This window comes from Brevibacillus laterosporus, from assembly GCF_030489605.1.
In the GTDB taxonomy this organism is placed as follows: domain Bacteria; phylum Bacillota; class Bacilli; order Brevibacillales; family Brevibacillaceae; genus Brevibacillus_B; species Brevibacillus_B laterosporus_E.
Window position 1 is genome coordinate 313,315 of sequence record NZ_JAUKFY010000002.1, and the last position, 21,635, is coordinate 334,949.

Sequence of the window (21,635 nt, forward strand, 5' to 3'; positions counted from 1 at the left end):
CTTGATGTGTGGAGAGATGAACATGCAAGCATTCCAACGTAAAGAAATATATGAAGAGAAAAAACAAATGGAAGTAATGCAGGGATTATTGATGAAGCTGCTGATGACTCAATTGTCAACTGCAGGCTTGATCTCAAGTAACCCTCACTCTCGTTTTCAAGCTCAAACCAAATTACCTGGTTTTTATGACAAATGGCTGGAGGTAAGTTTAGAATTTTTGGCTGAGAAGCAGTATATTATTCAAACTGGGGAAACATTTCACATATGTAACGAAGCTCTGGTGTCTCAGGAATTACTATGGAACGAGTGGGATCGTAAGAAGCGAGAGTGGCTGGAGGATAGCAGCATAAGGGCGAAGGTACTATTAGCTGAAACGATGCTACGTGCATTGCCCGATATTTTGACTGGATCAAAAAAAGCTACCGATTTCATGTTTCCTCATTCCTCTATGGAATTGGTTGAGGGAATTTATAAACATAATCAGATGGCAGATTATTTTAATAATGTGCTAGCTCATACCGTCATTTCTTATGTACAGGATCAGATAGATCGCAAATCCGATGTAAAACTTCGGATAGTAGAGATCGGAGCTGGTACGGGGGGGACAAGTGCTAGCGTTTTACAAAAATTAACTCCCTATCACGGCTACATTCAGGAATACTGCTATACCGATATTTCCAAAGCGTTTCTCATGCATGGCGCAAAGGAGTATGAGTCTAGCCATCCTTTTTTAACCTTTCAAATGCTAGACATCAATAAATCGATCACCGAGCAGAAGGTAGATATGGGTAGTTATGATGTGGTCATCGCAGCCAATGTCCTGCATGCAACCCCCAACATTCATCAAACGCTAAGACATGCGAAAGCCTTGTTAAAGAGAAACGGAATCATTGTCATAAATGAAATCACAGAGAAGACATTGTTTCATCATCTTACATTTGGGCTGCTAGAGGGATGGTGGCTGTATGAAGATGACAAACTTCGAATCCCAGGCTGCCCGGCGCTATGTGCAGAAGGCTGGAAAAAGGCATTAACAGCAGAAGGCTTTACCTCCGTCTCATTTCCGGCAATTGATGCTCAGGAGCTGGGGCAACAAATTGTCGCTGCCAAAAGTGATGGACTTATACGATACAAACAAGACTTTTCAAAAGAAACAAGCACTGATCAAAAAAGAAAGGAGAGAAAGCCTGCGGCATCCAACCAACAAAGGATTGCTTCTACAGAGGATCAGGGAATCAAAGCCAAAATGCTTGATTATGTAAGGAACACGATTATTCAAAAGCTTTCAGAATCACTACTAATTGATGCGCAAATGATTGATCAGCATGAATCGTTTTCTGATTATGGAGTAGATTCCATTACAGGGGTAAAGCTTGTACAAGCAATTAATCAAGCATTGCATATTACATTAGATACGACTACGTTATTTGATTATAGCTCTGTCACTTTATTAGCTTCGCATATTATTGCTGAGTATAATACGGTCATTATGCAGCCGTTATCTAAAAATATGGTACAGGATGCAAAACCAATCACAACGCCGGCAAAGGAAACAAAGTATCAAGAGGATATGACTTCTCAGCCTGTTTCCATTGGCAAAGCTGAATCTGACAGTGGTATTGGAAATACAAGGAATAAAACGGATATCGCGATCATTGGTATCAGTGGGCGCTTCGCAAAATCAGAAACAGTCCAAGAGCTATGGAAGCATCTTGCTAGTGGCAACGATTTAGTCGAGGAAGTATCTCGCTGGAATTTATCAAAGTATGATAAGCAGGGTATGAGCGACTGTCATCAAGGCAGCTTCTTAGATCATATCGATCGGTTTGATCCGCTTTTTTTCAATATCTCAGGCTCTGAGGCTGAATATATGGACCCACAGCAACGAATCTTTTTAGAAGAAACATGGAAGGCCTTAGAGGATGCGGGGTATGCTGGCGCAGGTGTTCAAGGGAAAAAATGCGGCATCTACGTAGGATGCGGTGCGAATGATTACCAACAGCTGCTTGGCCATAATCCACCACCGCAGGCCTTCTGGGGTACGGCAAATTCCATCATTCCGGCACGGATTGCTTACTATTTGGACTTACAGGGTCCTGCCATCGCTGTAGATACAGCATGCTCAAGCTCTCTGGTAGCCATTCATCTAGCCTGTCAGGGTTTATGGGCAAACGAAACTGAGATGGCCATAGCGGGTGGCGTATTCATTCAATCAACACCGGGAATCTATCAATTTACAAATCGTGCTGGAATGTTATCTCCTACAGGCCGCTGCTATACATTTGACGAACGTGCGGATGGCTTTGTGCTTGGTGAAGGAGCCGGGGTGGTCGTACTTAAACGACTTTCAGATGCGATAGCTGACCGAGATCATATTTATGGGGTTATTCGCGGCTCAGCTATTAATCAGGATGGGACAACCAATGGAATTACAGCGCCAAGTTCGAAATCTCAGGAACGTTTACAGCGAGAAGTATACGATACGTTTCATATCAACCCGCAGCACATCCAAATGGTTGAAGCGCATGGCACAGGAACAAGGCTTGGTGACCCCATCGAATATAAAGCTTTGACACGAGCCTTTAGCAACTATACAAATGAGAAAAATTATTGTGCAATTGGATCAATAAAAAGTAATATTGGTCATTTAACATTTGCAGCAGGGGTAGCAGGACTTATTAAAATCTTATTGTCCTTACAGCAAAAACAAATTCCACCAACGCTGCATTTTGAAAACGGTAATTCAAATATTAATTTTGAAGACAGTCCTTTTTATGTAAATACTAAGCTTAGTAATTGGTCTGTGAAACCAAACATGAAGCGTTGCGCGGCCATCAGTTCCTTTGGATTTAGTGGAACAAATGCACACATGGTTATTGAAGAAGCGCCATATGTAAAGAAGGCTTCTGAAATCAAACCAGGCCATGTAATCACTTTATCTGCTCGTACACCGGCTCAGCTACATCAGCAGGTGAAACACCTTATCCAGTATTGTGAACGTACGGATCAGGCTGATTACGGCAATATGAGCTATACATTGCTCATGGGAAGAAAACACTGTAATCATCGTCTAGCTTGCGTTGTGCATGAGCAGAATGAGCTTGTGGATGCCCTGAAAAAATGGTTAGAAACAGGAGAAGCCACTGGGGTATATGCTTCTGTTGTCGATAAAAAGGGGCATCAGGAACAAATAACGATGAAGCAATATGGGAATGAGTGCATTCAAAAAGTAAGGATTGAAACAGATGCCAATGCTTATCGAAAACATTTGTCTATCGTAGCCTCCTTGTATACGCAAGGCTATGAACTTGAATTTGAGCAATTGTTTTTACAAAACCATTATTCGAGAATACCTCTTCCAACCTATCCGTTTGCAAAGGAACGTTATTGGATACCGGAAGAAGAGGAGAATCAGCCTAAAAATGATGGGCAGATCAACAAGATCGTTCTTGAGCCAGTCTGGCAGGAACAACAAATCATTCAAAAAAAGCACGTGCCGACTTACGATCAGCACCTTGTAATGCTTGGTGAACCATTTGCCCATTTACAGGATCAGTTGGCAGCACAATCAAATGGGATTACCTTTATTCCGTTACATTCAGATAACGTCAGACTTGAACAAAGGTTTGAGTGTTATGCCGTAGGAGCTTTTAAAACCGTACAACAGATTATCCAGTCCAAACCAAAAGGGAATGTTTTGATTCAAATAGTTGGCTCTTATCAAGGAGAACAGCAGGTTTTTTCAGGACTTGTAGGATTATTGCAAACCGCCAGACTGGAAAATCCAAAAATTCTTGGACAAATGATTGAAATAGAGCAAGGAGTCAGCCATACCGAACTGTTTGAAAACATAATCAATGAGAAGCAATATCCTGAGGACAGGCATATTCGATATGAAAAAGGAAAACGGTGGGTCGCTGGTTGGAAGGAACGAGAAGACGCAGCGAAAGCCATTACGATTCCTTGGAAGGATCAGGGTGTTTATCTTATAACAGGTGGAGCTGGCGGATTAGGACTTATTTTTGCAGAAGAAATTGTGCAAAAAAGCAAAAATGTAACGTTAATCCTTACCGGCAGATCTGAATGGAAGGAAGAGAAAACAGCGAAGTTACAGGAGCTGCAATCTCTAGGTGCCAAAGTTATTTATAAACAAGCTGATATGACGAAGAAAGATGAAGTAGAGAACTTGATTAGACAAATTAAGGAACAGATTGGAAGTCTACATGGGATCATTCATAGTGCGGGAATCATTCAAGATAATTATATATTGAAGAAAAATACGGATGAGGTACTAAACGTTCTCTCTCCCAAAGTAGCAGGAACCATTTATCTGGATGAAGCTACCCAAGACATTCCATTGGATTTCTTCCTTTTATTTTCATCCATGTCCGGGGCCATAGGCAATCCGGGACAAGCAGATTATGCAATGGGGAATGCGTTTATGGACTGCTACGCTGAGTATCGGAATCAATTAGCCCATGCAGATCAGCGTAAGGGTCTAACCTACTCCATTAACTGGCCGCTTTGGAAGGATGGCGGTATGCACGTTGACCGAGAAACGGAAAAAATGTTACAGCATAGTACCGGTATGATTGGGATTGAATCTAAAACTGGCATTGAAAATATCTATCAAATGTTTACAGCTAAAAAGAATAGATTGGTGCTTATGCAAGGTGACGTACCTAAGCTCAGGTCTTATTTTACGACAAAACAAGCGGTTAAAATGGAGCCTGCCATTGAGCAAGCTGTTCGTCAGATTGATAAGGCTGATTTAGAAGAAAGAACCCAGATGAAATTGAAAAGTCTGCTGGGGGAACAATTGAAGATAAGCGTTGATCAAATTGATGCTTTCGAGACTTTAGATCAATATGGAATTGATTCACTGGTCATCATTGAACTGAATCAAAAGCTTGAAGGGATTTTTGGAGAGTGCTCAAAAACGATTTTCTATGAATATCAAACAGTGCAGGAATTAACACAATATTTTACCCAACAGTATCTGGAGCAGTGTCTGGAATGGACAGGGCTAGCTCAGATGCGGAAGGTCGAGACACAGATATCAGCACCAGAACAAAGCGTGATAAAAGAATTACCTGGTCAGCAGATCACTGGTAAACGAGCAAAAGAATCACCTAGCTATGTGCCTTTGGAGCAAAACCCATCAGATCAGCTTGAACCGATTGCAATCATTGGCATGAGTGGTCATTATCCACAGGCAAGCACTTTGCAACAATTCTGGCATAACCTTGCTCAGGGAAAGGATTGTATAGTAGAAATCCCCGAAGAACGTTGGTCAACGGAAACGTTCTATGAACCGAATCGAAAAGACGCTTTTGCTAAGGGAAAAAGCTATTGCAAATGGGGCGGCTTTCTCCAAGATTTTGCCAGCTTTGATCCTTTGTTCTTTTCTATCTCACCTCGTGAAGCAATGAATATGGATCCGCAGGAACGTTTATTCATTCAAACTTGCTGGGAAGTCCTTGAGGATGCAGGATATACCAAGGAACTGCTAGCTTCGCGGCATAAGGGACGAATCGGAGTATTCGCTGGCATTACGAAAACAGGGTTTCAGTTATACGGTCCACCGCTATGGGAGCAGGGGGAGGAGTTATTCCCGTATACCTCGTTTAGTTCTATTGCGAATCGAGTATCGTATTTACTTAACCTAAGAGGCCCAAGCATGCCAATTGATACGATGTGTTCCTCTTCTCTGACAGCTATACACGAAGCGTGTGAGCATATCCGTCATGGAGCATGTGAGATGGCTATAGCCGGCGGGGTTAATCTATATTTGCATCCATCTACTTACATTCAATTATGTGGACAACAAATGCTTTCTGCACAAGGAAAATGCAAAAGCTTTGGACAAGCTGCCGATGGTTTTGTTCCTGGAGAGGGTGTGGGGGCGGTTTTATTAAAGCCTCTTTCAAAAGCTCTTGAAGATGGTGATCAGGTTCATGCCTTAATCCGTGCAACGAGCATTAATCATGGTGGGAAAACTAATGGGTACACGGTACCAAATCCAGTAGCCCAAGGTGAACTTGTGCGAGAAGCAATGGAGAAAGCAGGAATAGATGCACGAACCATCAGTTATATTGAAGCTCATGGCACAGGGACGGAGTTAGGAGACCCTATTGAGATCACAGGTCTTCAGCAGGCCTTTAGCAAAGATACGCAAGATACGAATTTCTGCGCAATCGGCTCTGTGAAGAGTAATATTGGTCATTTAGAAGCCGCAGCAGGCATAGCAGGGCTAACAAAAATTATTCTTCAAATGAAGCATCAGCAGCTAGTTCCAAGTTTGCATGCACAGGAATTAAACCCAAATATCAATTTTGCCAAAACTCCCTTCACAGTTCAGCAAAAGCTCGGTGAATGGAAGAGACCTGTCATAGAAATGAATGGGGTAGCCCAAGAATGCCCCAGAATAGCGGGTATATCATCCTTCGGTGCGGGAGGAGCAAATGCACATGTAATCGTGGAGGAATTTATCCCGCGCGAAGAAGTGCAATCTAGGGGTTCACACCACAACCATCCGGTTATCATTGTTCTTTCTGCCAAAAATGAAGAACGCTTGAAGGAGCAGGTTAACCAATTATTAGCTGCACTTCAGGAGCAAGCTTATGCCGATCGCGATTTGCCACATATAGCGTATACGTTACAAACAGGAAGAGAGGCAATGGAAGAACGTCTGGGAATGATTGTGGAGTCTATCGGTGAGCTTGAAGAGAAGCTTAGGGGCTTGTGTAATAATCAAGCAAATGTGGAAAATGTGTACCAAGGGCAAGTGAAGCAACATAAAGAGACAGTATCTATCTTTCTTGCAGATGAAGAATTACAAGAGGCTGTTCAAAAGTGGATAGAGCGTAAAAAATATGCAAAAATACTGCGTCTATGGGTAAAGGGCTTGCATATAGACTGGAACGAATTATATGGGGAAATTAAGCCCCGGAAAATAAGCTTGCCCACCTATCCTTTCGCCAAAGAACCATATTGGATTTCTCCATCTCGCCGGGGTTCATTAGCATCTACCTTTGTAAAAACCACAACGGAATCGAGTCATCACGGCAAGATGGAATCACGTACGGATTGCTTTGTCACAAAACATTGGAAGTTAGCCAGTGTGAATAAAACGAAGGAATTACATGGAACCATTGCCATTTTAACAACGAATGAAACAAAGGCTTTAGCGAAGCGAATCTCCGAACGTATTACCAATACACGAATCATGAATGCGCATGAAATACCACGACAGCCAGACCAAGCACAAGAGGAGTGGAAACAATATGCGGGTATTATTGATCTAGCCGGATGTGGTGCTCCAGATCAAACCGACATGAGTTGGCTATTCACTCTTCAACATATAATCGGGCTAGGAAAAAAAGAAGATATTGTGCTTTTATGTGTCACAAAAGGGCTGGAAGCTTTTAAAAATGGCTCAATAAATATAGCAGGAGCTTCACGCGTTGGGTTGTATCGTACGTTACAAAGTGAATACAGCTATGTTTGTTCAAGACACATGGATGTAGAACGACATCTTGACGATCATGTGCTTGCAGATCAAATCGTCGAGGAGTTATTTGCAGAAAGTCAGGATGTGGAGGTCTGTTACCGGGATGGACATCGATACCGAGCTTATCTCGATGTAGAGCAGGCTAAAATGGATTGGAGTAGTCAAAAGCTGAATTTCTCTCCTGCTCATGTGTTATGGATTACAGGAGGAACAAGAGGACTCGGATTATTATGTGCGAAGCATTTTGTGGAAAACTATGGTGTGAAGCAAATTGTGTTAACCGGTCGGGAACCGCTGCCACCGCGGGAAGCATGGGACTTATATAAAGAACAACAATCACCTACAGCTCATAAAATCAGAGCCATTGAACAATTGGAACGGTCAGGAGCCCAAATCCAAGTATTGTCCATAGCTTTATCAGACGAGGATGAGGTACGCAGTAGTGTAGAGAAAGTGAAGCGCTCAATGGGGCCAATAGGTGGGGTGATTCATTGTGCGGGTTCTGTAGATCTGGAAAACCCGGCATTTATACGAAAATCCTTAGAAACAATTAATCAGGTGCTGGAACCTAAGATTCAGGGTTTAAACGTACTCTACAACAGTCTCAAAGAAGAACCATTACAATTCTTTGTATTGTTTTCATCCGTTTCTGCCATTGTTCCCAGCTTAGGAGCAGGTCAAAGTGATTATGCGATGGCTAATGCCTATATGGACTATTTCAGTGAAGCTCATGCTCATTCCTGCCCAATTGTAAGCATTCAATGGCCAAGCTGGAAAGAGACCGGTATGGGAGAAGTAAAAAGCAGCGCCTATGAACAATCTGGAATGATCAGTATGACAAATAAAGAAGGGCTTTCCCTCCTAGATCAGATTTTAGCTAATAAGCTAGGACCGGTTATTCTTCCTGCTGTGATTCAATCGCCCATTTGGAAACCAGAAACGCTTATGCAAACGCAGAAAAAAGCTACTGGTGTACAGCATGTTCAGGTAAAGCAAGAAACCCTGACTAACGAGGAATTTGTTGATGACGAGCTAATGAAAAAAACGCAAGCGTGGCTACTCGCCTTATTTTCAAAGGAATTCATGCTAGATGCTTCCCAGATTGATGCTGATAGCCTATTTCAAGAATATGGAATGGATTCTATCTTATTAGCTCAAATTGTTACGAAAATGGACCGTGAATTAAAGGTTGTGGCCTTAGATCCTTCTATCCTGTTGGAATATCCGACAATAGGACGTCTGGCTTCCTATTTGATCGAATCCTACCCAGATGTATTAGCGACATTATTCTCAATCAAAAGCGAAAAAACTCATGTAAAGCCTATGATTGAACATAGGTACGTCGCAGAACCAGAACGATCCAATGTAATCGATGAGCATGAAAATAAGCTGAATCATACGGATAAAATCGCCGTCATCGGCATAGCTTGTCATTTTCCAGATGCGAGGAATGCAAGAGAATATTGGGCAAATCTAATCGCGGGAAAGGACAGTATTCGTGAAATACCAAAATCTCGTTGGGATAGTAAAAAGCTTTACACCTTAAACGATTACACCGAAGGAAAAACGAAAAGTAAATGGGGAGGCTTCTTAGATTCCATTGAAGATTTCGATCCTGATTATTTCCATATCTCAAAATCATTAGCCGCTCAAATTGATCCCTTGCAACGACAATTATTAGAGGTGAGTGCAGAAGCGCTTCTTGATGCTGGCTACAACGAAAAAGAACTGTGGAATAAGCAGGTAGGAGTTTTTGTAGGCTCGAGAGCTAGCAACTTTTCTCAAAAGCTGGATCAAAGCACGAAGGATACCATTGTGGGGACTGGGCAAAACTTCATTGCAGCGCATTTAGCCCATGTATATAACTTTAAAGGACCTAACATGGTGATTGATACGGCTTGCTCAAGCTCGTTAACAGCCATTCATCTAGCTGTAAGAAGCATTCAAAATAAAGAAAGCGAGCTTGCTTTAGCAGGGGGAGTAGACATTTTATTAGATGAATCACCTTATATTGCTATGAGTGCAGCTAATGTATTATCTCCGGATGGACGTTGCAAAACCTTTAGCGCTGAAGCGGATGGAATAGGTCTTGGAGAAGGCTGCGGAGTCATCATTTTAAAGCCTCTACAGCAGGCCATTCGAGATAACAATAAAATCTATGGCGTGATTGAGGGCTCAGCGATTAATAATGATGGCAACACAATGGGCATTACAACTCCAAATCCAGAGGCGCAGAGAGAATTGATTGAAAAAGCGATTGTAGATGCAAACATAAACCCAGAGACCATAAGCTATGTGGAAACACACGGTACTGGCACTTTGATTGGGGACCCGATTGAATTAAAAGCTTTGACCCAAGTATTTAAAAAGCACACGATGCAAAAACAGTTTTGTGGTGTAGGCAGTGTGAAAAGTAATATCGGGCATTTGATGAGTGCTGCAGGGGTAGCCAGTTTTATTAAGGTATTACTATCGCTTGTTCATGAGGAGCTTCCTGCCACATTGCATTGTGAACAACCGAATCCACGTTTTCATTTTGAAGAATCCCCATTTTTTATCGTGCAGGGGCCTATGAAATGGACAAGTAAATATGCTGTTTTGCGTGCAGGAATTAGTGCGTTTGGATTGGGCGGAAACAACGCTCATATCATTGTGAGTAATGAAGGCGTTCCCCGAACACATCGAGTACCTCCGGAAAGCATCAATCCAAACATATTATTCCAAAGAAAAAGATACTGGCCAGAAGGAAGCCAAGACGCAACTAATATAGAAGAACATGAACGAAATGACAAACGAACCGAGGAAAACCTTGCTTATTATAAGCCGATCCGAGTTAAGCATAAGGGAGAATAAATGAGATGAAGCAAACACAAGTACAAGAGACTTTTTTACAGCGGTTGTATCATAGTCACTATTTAGTACAAGATCACCGTGTTCATGGCATTTGTGCTGTTCCAGGCTTAGCTCTCATGGATATGGTTTATCGTGTAGCGGCTCTGTATGTCGATAAACAGCCTATAGAGTTGAGACAGGTTTTGTTCAAGCAGCCCATAGTGACATCAGAGTATTTTGACAAGAATATTTATGTTACGTTTACACCTATTGATTCTTACTGGAAAGTGACGATTACCAGCCAAAAAATAAAAGATGATGTGATTATCGATCAGCAAATGGAAGTAAACATGGAATGCTTTATGTATGTTATGAATAATAGGAACAACTCCCAAGCGCTCGATGTGAAAGCCTTCATGAAGCAATCCGCCAAGCAGTGGGATATGGATCAAATGTACGATTTAGTGCGAAAGACGAAAATCTTCCATGATACTTTCATGAAAACGGAAGGCACGGTGTATCAACGGGGGAATCGGGAATTAATGGAGCTTAGACTCAGTAGCCTAGCTGAAGCCTATCTCGATAAATTTTATGCCCATGCCGCTTTTTTAGACGGAGCATGTTTAGCTGGAGCGTCTTTTATGGTGACGGGGATGCAATATAATATTTTTCAGGAGAATACGCCTTATATACCGTTTATGCTTGAACGTTTTTGCATCTATAAGCCACTGCCAAATAAGGTGTATACGTACACCGAGCAGACAACACTTCAAGAAAAGATATCAACTGCCCCAGATATTGTATCTCGTGATATTACAATTTTTAATGAAGGAGGTGATGTATTAGTCGAATATAATAAATTCACTGTAAAACGAGTTAGGGAGCCACAGCTTATTAAAAAATTAACGAAAACAAGCTCCCTTCAAATAAGTGACACCGCAAAGGCTTATCCAATTGCGTATGCAGGCGGACAGGGTGAGATGATACAGCCAGCAAGGATCATAAACCAAGGAAGAGAGAGTCCTCATCTAGCCTCTATTCAAATATATTTACAGCAAGAAATAGCAGACGTGCTGAAAATAAATGCAGAGAGCGTGCAAACGAACACCGGTTTTTATGAGCTGGGACTAGATTCTACGCAATTACTAGGTCTTGTAAAGGTTTTGGAGAACAAAGTAAAGACAGCGCTGTACCCAACTCTGCTGTTCGAATATTCGACGGTAGAAAGTTTATCTCAATATTTGCTAGACAATTTTGAACCAGTTTTTGCCACAGAATATGGTACCGCTAAACCGCCGGAGTCACGTGCGGATTTAATTCGCTCATACCTGCAACAAGAAATTGCCTCCGTACTACAAACAAATCCTAAAGACATCCCGTTGCATACAGGCTTTTATGAATTAGGATTAGACTCAACCCATTTACTAAGTCTTGTCAAAATTTTAGAGAAAAAGGTAGATGCCCCCCTCTATCCAACTCTATTATTTGAATATTCAACAGTTGCTCATCTGTCTGAATATTTGCTGGAAATTTGGAGGGAAGCTTTTATAGCTGAAGCCAAAGTGGATACAGAAGAAACAGCTGTTTCGCCTTTGACGAGCCAATTACAAGCTGAGCAAGCTACTGTTCTTTATATTAATCGATACTGGAAAAAGTTAGGGTTAAAGGAAAATAGCTCTTCCAATAACAGTCGCAAGCAAGTTGTCCTCTTATTTCATGATGATATGGGCCTACAAGCTGAATTGAAGCGACATTTGCAGATTGAGAATGTGTTTGCCTTGAAATCCGATGAGGTGGACATTATTGATCAATTTGAAGTTAAGTGCAAGGAATGTCTTATCCATATTCAGGAACTGTTACAGCGTAAACCCGTAACGGACATTCTCATTCAGATTGTAGCTGGTTCAAGTGAAGTAGATAAATACGCTGATGCTTTAGAAGGAATGCTCAGGACAGCTTACCTAGAACAACCAAAAATACACAGTCAAATCATTCATTTTGAAAATTTGAATAAGACGCGCGCACATGAAATCGCAGTCTTGCTGGAAAAAGAGGCACGTTGTCACGATAAAGGGGTAGTTAGCATTCAATATCGGGACAAGGACTTAAGCCGGTATGTTTATCAGCTAAGAGAAATGACTCCTGGATCTACCCCCCGATCTCATTATGTAATGGAGCATGGTGTATATGTTATTACAGGCGGGTTAGGTGGCTTAGGGTATTTAATTGCCAGTGATCTAGCACAGCAGAGAGGTATTAAGCTTGCTTTATTAGGACGTTCCCAGTTGGATCAAAAGAAACAGCGACAAATCTATCGCTTAATGGAAATGGGAGCGGACGTGCGTTATATAGAAGTAGACTTATGCATACAGGAAGACACAGCTCAAGCTTTTCAGTCCATTAGAGAAGAGCTGGGACCCATCACAGGTATTATTCATTGTGCTGGCGTGATTCAAGATCGATTGCTCCTTCATAAGGATTCCAATGACTTGCAAGCTGTGCTCTCACCAAAATGGAAGGGAACATGGAATTTAGACCGAGCCACAGAGAATGATGAGTTGGAATTTTTCGTTCTTTTTTCATCAGTTTCAGCCATTATGGGAAATATAGGTCAAGCTGATTATGCTTGTGCCAACGCATCTATGGATTTGTTTGCTTTACAGCGACAGGAACTGGTGAAGAGCGGCAAGAGATGCGGTCAAACCTTTACAATAAACTGGCCGCTATGGGCAGATGGTGGAATGCAGCTTCAGGAAGACTTGTTACAAATGATGAGCACTTCAACAGGGTTATCTGTATTGCCAAGTAACGCAGGATTAGCAGCACTGGACCATATCTTATCACAACACAGCATTCAAACGATCGTGTTATATGGTGACGAGCGTACTATTAGGAGCCAGATTCAAAAGCTAAACGCATTGGGTGCAGAACAAGACGAGGAAACAGCCAGCGTCATAACGAGAATTTGCTGTGATCATTTTACTTTTCCAGAAGATTTGAATACTTACTGGAAAAATATGAAGGCTGGACAGCCGATCAGTAGACATGAATCAACTATCGCAGAGTTTCAGTCATTGAGAGGGCAAGGAAATGATTTCCATCATCTTCTGATTCGCACCCAAACCTCCAGACAGGTTGAAGCAGTTATCTGTGGAAACGGGAAAAAAACGGTTCTGTTATTCTGCGGTTTCGGTTTAACCGCTTCCCAGTGGTACTACCAAATAAAAGAGCTGCGAGGGGATTGTCAATTCATTATTATCCACCCGCCAGGAGTCGGTTTAAGTGAGGATAACGGCGATCTTACTTTTCAGGGTATTTCTAATACGGTTTGTGAGGTATTAGATATCTTACAAATACCTTCTCCTCTTTATGTGGTTGGAACTTCCTGGGGAGGAATGCTTGCCCAAACCTTTGCAGCGCAATTTCCTGAAAAGGTTGTTTCCTTAGCATTGGTAACAAGTTTCTGCGACATGAATCAATTATGGGATGAACAATCCTTGAAAGACGCCTTTCAGCTTGATTTCTATGTGAATTATCGAAAAGGTGCGTATGAATTGATTCAAGCCAGCAAATTTGTAAATCCAGTTGCCTTCCAATATAACGACATCGAAAGACAAGGTAAATTAAATACCTACAAAATCCTGGGAGATATTTCTGTGCCAACATTGATCGTATCAGCGAAACGAGACATCATGGGCTTCTATTATCAAACAAATCAATTAGTAACAAAAATTCCGCAAGCTAGATTAGTCGAGATAAACGGTGGTCATGGATGTAATATCACTCATTATGAGGAGTTTAATCGTATTCTACTTCAGTATTTACAAGAACATGAATAGGGGATGGTTACATTGGTTAAAAAAACGGTGATTAAAACGTATCCGTTATCGAAAATCCAGAGTGTCTTTTATCAACACTATGCCCAGCTTCCCGATTCCTATGGAAACAATGAAAAAATCCTTTATCGTATACATTCCAAGATTAATATAGATGTAATGAAGGAAGCCTTCTTACAGGTGATCAAGCGACATGAGATGTACCGTACCAATTTTCTCATGGAGGATGAGCCGGTGCATAAAGTGTACGAGGAAGCGATTCTGGATTTTGAAGTGGTGGATGCTAGCGGTTGGCCACAAGAGCTCGTAACACAGGTTTTAAGTGAGGAAACCTACCGTCCCTTTCAATTGGAAGAAAATCCTCCTTTTCGCATTCGGTTGTTCCGCTTTTCAGAGGATGATTTTATCTTGCTTCTAGTGTGGCATCATGTTGCAGTAGATGGATGGTCTGCTTCTCTTACAATCGATGATTTTGGATTATTATACAAGAATTTATTGGAAGGAAATGAATTTGAGCTTACTCCGATCAGAAAACAATTTTCAGACTTTGTTTCAGCCCAAAACGCAATGTTAGAAAGTCCAGAAGGAGAAAGACAGCGTTTATTTTGGAAAGAAAAGCTGTCAGGAGGGCTTCCTGTCCTGAAGCTTCCAGCAGATCGAGATTTTCCGGAGGTGCGTACGTATACCGGAGGGACCGTATCGTTTCGTCTTGAGAAAACAGTAAGCGATAAAGTTTTTGCTTATTGTCAACAAAAAGAGACGACCCTTGATCGAGTTCTGCTTTCCTTATATTTCGCTTTTTTACATGGTTATTCACAGCAAGAAGAAATCATAATTGGAACACCTAGGTATGGACGTGGATCGACAAGCTATTATAATACGTGTGGTGTTTTTGTCAATCTAATTCCATTGCGATTGAAAATGCCGGAAAATGCCACGTATGCTGAGCTGGTGCATTATGTTGATGAACAAATTAAACAATGTCTGGATTATCAGGATTTTCCCATGACGCTTATGATGGAAGAGCAGGATATAAAAACCGGTCTAACTCCTTTGTTTCAAACCTGCTTCTCTATTCAAAAATGGCCTAGACAAAACACAACGTTTCATTTTGGGGATTCCACACATGAGATCAATTTACACGGCTTACAAATGAGCCACTACTATACAGAAAAGAAAATCTCAAAGTTTGATCTTGCCCTGTATGTGGAAGAAGATCGTAAGAAAGGCATTTTACCTATCTTTGAATATAATGCTGATATTTTTGACAAAAAAACAATAGAGAAGCTAAGTCGTATTTTCATAACATTCATCACATCTGCCATGGAAGATGATCAGGTGAAAATTTCCGACTTGTGCTCATACCTTCAAGCGATTGAGAAATAGAAAAGGAACCCAGATACAGAGAGGATAGGTTGAAAATGACTCAAGCAGCCCTTTTCGAACAAAAGCTGATGCTGCCTGGCAAGCATACATTTATAGTAAATGGAAATGATCTGACCATAGCAGATGTGACCCATATGGCAAAAGGTACCTCTGAAGCATTTACTTTTCACATTTCAGAAGAAGCCAAGAAGAGAATTGAAGAGTGCAACGAGCTAAAACATGAGATTATGAATCAGCAGTATCCCATTTATGGGGTTACGACCGGCTTCGGAGACAGTGTGCACAGACAAATTTCTGGTGAGAAAGCATGGGATCTGCAACGAAATTTAATTAGATTTCTATCGTGTGGGGTTGGTCCAGTAGCAGATGAGATTGTGGCAAGAGCAACCATGTTCATACGTACGAATTGTTTGGTGAAAGGCAATTCAGCGGTACGATTGGAGGTCATTCAGCAATTAATAGCATATATGGAACGGGGAATTACTCCAATTATTCCTGAACGCGGATCAGTTGGAGCGAGTGGTGATTTAGTTCCGTTAAGCTATCTTGCCTCTATACTAGTTGGGGAAGGCAAAGTGCTTTATAAAGGGGGGGAGTGTGAGGTAGCAGAAGCACTTGAAGCCGAGGGACTCGAGCCTTTGACTTTGGAAGCCAAGGAAGGACTTGCTTTAGTAAATGGGACCTCTTTTATGTCTGCCTTTGCTTGCCTCGCTTACTCGGATGCAGAAGAAATCGCATTTATAGCCGATATTTGTACGGCGATGGCTTCAGAAGCATTGATTGGAAACCGGGGACACTTTTATTCAATCATTCATGAACAAAAACCGCACCCTGGACAAATGACAAGTGCGAAAAATATATATAGCTTGCTAGAAGGTTCTCAATTATCTAAAGAATATTCGCAGATTCTAGGAAATAATGAAAAATTGGATTCAAAGGCCTATCTTGAATTAACACAAAGCATTCAGGACCGCTATTCGATTCGTTGCGCTCCCCATGTTACTGGCGTGCTGTATGACACATTGGATTGGGTGAAAAAGTGGGTAGAGGTGGAAATTAATTCAACGAACGATAATCCTATTTTCGATGTTGAAACACGCGAGGTTTACAATGGGGGAAATTTTTATGGCGGTCATGTTGTACAAGCTATGGATTCGCTTAAAGTAGCGGTTGCAAATATTGCAGATTTACTAGATCGACAATTGCAACTGGTGGTCGACGAAAAATTCAATAAGAATTTGACCCCCAATTTAATACCGCGTTTTAACAGTGACAATTATGAAATCGGCTTGCATCATGGCTTTAAGGGTATGCAAATTGCAAGCTCCGCCCTAACGGCGGAGGCTTTAAAGATGAGTGGTCCGGTAAGTGTGTTTTCCCGTTCTACAGAAGCTCATAATCAGGATAAGGTGAGTATGGGCACAATTTCCTCACGAGATGCACGTACCATTGTTGAATTGACCCAACATGTAGCGGCAATTCATCTCATCGCGCTTTGTCAGGCATTAGATTTGCGAGATAGTAAAAAAATGTCTCCCAAAACCACAAGGATTTATAACATGATCCGAATGCAAGTCCCCTTTGTTGAACGTGATAGGGCATTGGATGGAGACATTGAGAAAGTGGTCCAGCTTATCCGCTCTGGAAATCTAAAGAAAGAAATTCAGGATCAAAATGTTGATCACTAGCTGAAGCAGGTAGTTTGCTGATAGATTTGTAAGACTTCCCAGCGAGTTTGGGAAGTCTTTTATTATTAGCAGGACTTGCAAAAGAAATCGAATTTCTCATATGATACAAGGGTATTATACTTTTTAACAAATAGAAATTAGGTGAATAACTATGATTAAGCATATTTCAACGGTAGGTGTATACGTAGAAGACCAACAAAAAGCATTAGCTTTCTGGACGGAGAAAGTAGGATTTATTGTATATGCGAACTTTCCTATGGGGCCGAAAGCGACATGGCTGGAAGTAGGGCCAGAAAATGCCCAGACACGTCTCGTTCTTTATCCAAAAGCAATGATGAAAAACTGGGCAGAATTAAAGCCATCCATCGTGTTTGAATGTGACGATATTTATAAATTGTATGAAGATCTGCAAGCAAAAGGCGTAGACGTTGACAAACCGAATGAAATGGAATTTGGCATCTTTACCTTTTTCAGAGACGAGGATGGCAATCAATTCGGTTTAAAACAGCCAAAATAAGTAATGCTTGAATGAAAATGAACCCAAGGAAAAAGCGGGTTCGTTTTTTCTTTATTAAAAATCCTTTGACAAGTAAACATTTTTAAATTGCAATTGTAATAAACTAGAATAAATGTAATGAGGGTCTGTAGCTGAAACCGTGAAGATAGCTGAAAAAGATTTGCTGCCTGCTGACGCATTGGATTGTATTGGTAGATTCACGGCATTTGGCCGGATCGTGACAGCAACGGATAAACAGCGTATGAATGCATTGCCGATTGGTTTAATCGGTCCGCACATCCGTCTGAAAAGAATCGTAAAACAAGGTGACTATATTGCGTATGACGATGTAGAGTTTATGGAGGAAAACGTAATCTTACATCTACGAAGAATGATGGATGCACAGATGTAAGAAAGTATAAAGAATGCCCGCTACTAAGAGGAGTTGCGGGCATTCTTATCGATAAGGTATTAGCTTTTACCAGATGAAGTCGTTTGGCCCAATTCTCTCGACTATGCTGCATAAGAAAGGCAGACGGCAATATGATTTTCGTCTGCGTGTTCCTTTGAGCTATTTTTCCATTATAGTGAAATTGTTTATAAATGCTTTAGGAGGCTCAGCTATTAGCAATGTAACTTCCTTGCTTTGGAGATCATACCGATAAACGCCACGTTTTTTTTGATAGGTACCAAGCAGCAGCAAGCCCTGATCTCCAGGTTCAAAAAACGCATCAGAAATCTGTTCAAATGGTGTAAAAGGAGTTTTGGAAGACGTAGCAAGCTCAAGGAACTGATAGCTTCTGGGAGTAAAGGTGGTAGTAGCACTGCTATAAAAGGCTTGTTTTTGATCAGAAGATAGTGCAAAGAAAGGTAACTCCTCTTTTGTCTCAAACCATTTCTTGATTTTATTTCCCTTATCATCAAACTCGAATACTGTGTAGAGAGGGGGCTTTGCTCCGTCCTTTAGCTGTTGCTGATTTGCTTTTTCAAGATTGGTGAAACTTTCCCCAAATGAGTATAGCCCAGCATATAACCGATTGGTTCCAGGGATGGGTTTTGCAAATTTAACGGTGGTGTCCTCCTTGTTAGGGTCCCACCAGAATCGGAATTGCTTATGATCCAAATCATAGGAAGCGAGTGGCATGATATGATTGTCTGTTGCCTTCTTGGAGGAAGCCGCCAAAATTACTTGTTTGTCAATAGTAAACAATTCATTGATCGCGAATAAATCAGTTGTAAGCGTCTGAGATTGCTTTGATGTCAAATCATACACCTGTAACTGATCGGCTAATCCAGATTGATCGCGTCCGGTATAATAAATCACCTGTCGTTTGACATCCACGGCAGTTAAAGGATACTGCGATGTATAAGGGACTTGTCCACGCATCAATAATTTTTTAGTAGACAGGTCATATTCATAGGCAGTGGACAGAAGCTGATCACCTTCGCCTGCTGTTATCGTGATGGAGAGATAAGGTGATTTGGTAGAGCTACAAGAAACAAGTAAGATAGTAAGTATCATGAAGAAAAAGAGGAGTTGTTTTTTCATTGATTAGAATCTCCTGAATAATGTGGTGAATTTCGATATTACTTATTTTACATAATAATAGCGACCAGGGAAACTAGTATAGTCTGAGACTTTTTCACCAAAATCCGCAAGAGTAGGCTGCCAAACATCCAGGACTGCATCTGGCAGGGCACCTATATCATTTTTATATACATAGACAATGCGATCATTATTAAAATTGCGAACACGAATAGAAGTATTGCTCTTTGGGTTATCGTATACCCCTTTGGTAGCGGCATCATATTTTTTTAATCGATTATCATGATCCCCGATCGCATCAGTGAAGTTGGTGACACGTCCTGTACCTTCAACATTGGTAGCAGTCGCAATAATCTTGTTTTTGTGGGCACCCCACGGGCCATATGTACCTGGGGATGCTGGTCCCTTGGCCCAAGCTGCCAACACATTTACTCCGTCTAGGGTTACCTTATACAGATCACCCTCCACATTATAGTAGGCAAGCATTCCCTCTTGAGGTACAATCTCGTTACATGCGATTTCTGGGTGTACAGGCAATTGGGCTAGCTCCTCATCGGTTACAATTTCTGAGTGCTGCATTTTTTCTACTATTTCAGGTGAATATTCTTCACTGGCAGAAAGGGTTTTTACCTGCGAAGATGTGCCCTCTTCCTTCACCGTAAATGTACCATTTGTGAATTCAAGAACGGTTTTACCAGGCATCTTTTCAGGCAGGGCCTCTACTGTAAGCTTGTCCTTAGAGGCAGTTGATGTAGCGGTACTATCCCATGCAAAAACGCTAGACGTGCTTAATAAGCTAACAAGACCGATTACTGCAAGTGACATTTTTTTCATAGAATAACAATCCTCCTAAAAATTGTGATATAAATCAAATTTCTTATATATTATTTTAAGATTCAGAAAAATTCAATAAATTTTACCGTTATTTATTGGCGATATCGTCTTTTCAGGACATCTGCCTTCTTTTTTGTAAGGAATACTCTAGTCATTTACGATGCAAATAAAAAAGCCTGGAGAATGAAACTCCAAGCTTTTTAACTGAGCCAGCTCGTCTTTAATCAGTTGTTTTGAGTTCTTTTATTTTACGTACAATTCTTGTTTGACTAATGGTTTCATAGTAAAATTGTCGTTTTCTTCGTAGGATGATCAGTACGAAATGAAGCACTAACACGGACTGATACAAGAGAATTACTCCAAAAATTATGATGAAGAGCAGCGGATAGTAAGATGGGGTGGTTGGCAATCCATTAAGAATAAAATATCCTATGGAGGTAATTCCAATATTCCCGATATAGAAGGAAATGTTCCGCTTGGCGATCTCTTTTATTGTTAGCCCCTGATGGGCGGTGGATACAACTCGAAGACGCAATAGCCATAGTCCGACGGTTTGCCCTTTGCATAAATAGGTCATTCCTGCAAAGTAAAGAATGAAGCAGGTAAAAGTAATGATCGGATACTGAAATGTCGTAACACCCCAGTTCGTAGAAGGCGTATTTCTAACAAACAAATCTGTAAACACAGACGTTAGCTTTTCTACAATCAGAGAATCAATCATGAAGGCTAACAAACGATGTATGTAACCAACAGGCTTCTCGTCTAAGTTAATTCCTTGATCTAATTGATCCTTAGGAGGGAACATGATCAGTAAAAATGGCGCTATGAAAAATCCAGCTACCGCCCCGGACGTATTTAGCATCAAATCATCAATATCAAATAGACGATATGGACAAGTATAAAAGCCATAAAGGGCAGTTAGCTGTGTTATTTCAAAAAAAAGTGACGTTGCAAAGCCTACACCTAATGCAAACTTCCAACCTTTCTTAAAGAAATACCGTACATAAACACCTAATGGCAACAATAATAGAAAGTTAAAGGCTGCTTGCAAAAAGGCACGTTCTCGTAAGGCCGACAGATAGGTAGCTGGTTTGGACCAGACAAGATTTGTCTCCTTGAGAAAGTCCTGTACAAAGGAAAATGGCTGTAAATTGTAGTAAACGGTTCCCGGTGATTGGATAGAACAAGTATCGATAATGTCCGGCAAAGGCAGAATCACTAGAAAATAGGCACATAGCGCGTAAAACAAAAAGGAAGACAGGAAAAGGACACGATACTTATTGATGTAGCCATAGCGTCTATAGCTGAAGATCATATAAGGAACAGTCAAGACGAAGGCTACAAGGAGAAAGATGAATAATGCAGTTTGAATTGGTACGAGATAGGCTCCCATTTTGACACTCCTTAGATGATGGAATAGAGGAAGTTTGCAGACAGGCACTCCCAGCTCTCATTTTAACAAAAAAAACAATATTTGAATCGTGTACTTTACAACTCCGGAGAA

At 41.1% G+C, this 21,635-nt stretch carries 9 protein-coding genes; 6 read left to right on the forward strand and 3 right to left on the reverse strand.

Annotated elements, in window-relative coordinates; all coding sequences use genetic code 11:
• The first annotated feature begins 22 nt into the window (after nucleotides 1-22).
• The 6 genes from QZ995_RS03295 to QZ995_RS03320 all read left to right on the forward strand — a co-directional run bounded on the left by QZ995_RS03295 (nucleotide 23) and on the right by QZ995_RS03320 (nucleotide 18,163).
• Nucleotides 23-10,366 (forward strand): SDR family NAD(P)-dependent oxidoreductase, encoded by a 10,344-nt coding sequence (locus QZ995_RS03295; protein WP_301802957.1) that lies wholly within the window; start codon nucleotides 23-25, stop codon nucleotides 10,364-10,366.
• Nucleotides 10,367-10,371: 5 nt separating this feature from the next.
• Entirely contained in the window at nucleotides 10,372-14,184 is a 3,813-nt protein-coding gene (locus QZ995_RS03300) for a type I polyketide synthase (RefSeq protein ID WP_301802958.1), read from the forward strand.
• 3 nt (nucleotides 14,185-14,187) lie between these two features.
• A complete protein-coding gene (locus QZ995_RS03305) occupies nucleotides 14,188-15,567 on the forward strand; it encodes a condensation domain-containing protein (protein ID WP_301802960.1) in 1,380 nt (459 codons plus the stop codon).
• Nucleotides 15,568-15,602: 35 nt separating this feature from the next.
• A complete protein-coding gene (locus tag QZ995_RS03310) occupies nucleotides 15,603-17,255 on the forward strand; it encodes an aromatic amino acid ammonia-lyase (RefSeq protein WP_301802962.1) in 1,653 nt (550 codons plus the stop codon).
• A gap of 151 nt (nucleotides 17,256-17,406) precedes the next feature.
• Nucleotides 17,407-17,772, forward strand: a complete 366-nt coding sequence (locus QZ995_RS03315; protein WP_301802966.1) for a VOC family protein — start codon at nucleotides 17,407-17,409, stop codon at nucleotides 17,770-17,772.
• Between the two features lie 139 nt (nucleotides 17,773-17,911).
• The gene (locus tag QZ995_RS03320; RefSeq protein ID WP_301802968.1) at nucleotides 17,912-18,163 is read left to right on the forward strand and encodes a hypothetical protein; all 252 of its coding nucleotides are present in this window, start codon (nucleotides 17,912-17,914) and stop codon (nucleotides 18,161-18,163) included.
• A gap of 159 nt (nucleotides 18,164-18,322) precedes the next feature.
• On the opposite strand, the gene QZ995_RS03325 is transcribed toward QZ995_RS03320, so the two are convergent.
• The 3 genes from QZ995_RS03325 to QZ995_RS03335 all read right to left on the reverse strand — a co-directional run bounded on the left by QZ995_RS03325 (nucleotide 18,323) and on the right by QZ995_RS03335 (nucleotide 21,524).
• Nucleotides 18,323-19,300, reverse strand: coding sequence for a hypothetical protein (locus QZ995_RS03325; RefSeq protein ID WP_301802970.1), 978 nt, complete (start codon nucleotides 19,298-19,300; stop codon nucleotides 18,323-18,325).
• A gap of 42 nt (nucleotides 19,301-19,342) precedes the next feature.
• Complete coding sequence (locus QZ995_RS03330) at nucleotides 19,343-20,131, reverse strand: hypothetical protein (RefSeq protein ID WP_301802973.1); 789 nt, start codon at nucleotides 20,129-20,131, stop codon at nucleotides 19,343-19,345.
• A gap of 220 nt (nucleotides 20,132-20,351) precedes the next feature.
• Complete coding sequence (locus QZ995_RS03335) at nucleotides 20,352-21,524, reverse strand: VanZ family protein (protein ID WP_301802975.1); 1,173 nt, start codon at nucleotides 21,522-21,524, stop codon at nucleotides 20,352-20,354.
• Nucleotides 21,525-21,635 lie beyond the last annotated feature (111 nt).